The organism is Gemmiger formicilis (assembly GCF_016901605.1).
GTDB lineage: Bacteria > Bacillota > Clostridia > Oscillospirales > Ruminococcaceae > Gemmiger > Gemmiger formicilis_B.
On record NZ_JACJKP010000455.1, the window covers coordinates 1 to 432 of the forward strand.

Annotated in this window: 1 protein-coding gene; it reads left to right on the forward strand. The window is 45.8% G+C overall.

Annotated elements, in window-relative coordinates; translation table 11 throughout:
- Nucleotides 1-261: hypothetical protein (locus tag H6B10_RS15410; RefSeq protein WP_204652352.1), on the forward strand; the 261-nt coding region annotated here is incomplete at its 5' end.
- Nucleotides 262-432 lie beyond the last annotated feature (171 nt).

Consider the following 432-nt stretch of genomic DNA (forward strand, 5'->3'; position numbering starts at 1 on the left):
CAAGGAAAAGATATCGCTGGCAGCATTTCCTTCGAGCGGCCACATCAGGAGAAAAATACGCCCTTTGTTACAGTTTTGCTGCAACTGCTGCGACAACCAACAACAAAGTACGTACCTGTCAGACATTCTATGGGAAATGTGATACGACGTATCCCTATGAGCGAAGAACTCAAACAGGAACTGTACTTTTGTGTTCGGCGCGGAAAAATACCTACAGAGGCATACCGCTATCTCACTGACTATTTAACAAACCATACTTGAAGGCGAGGATGTTTGCAATGGATGGGTTTAGTGACAACGCTCGATACTACGAAGCTGTTTCCTTGTGTGTGAAGAATGATAGTACGGACTGGTGGCGTCAATGGACGCGCGTCGCGGATATAATAGATGGGCAACTGTGTGTATGTTCGTTTGATGATAGCTGGCAGGAAT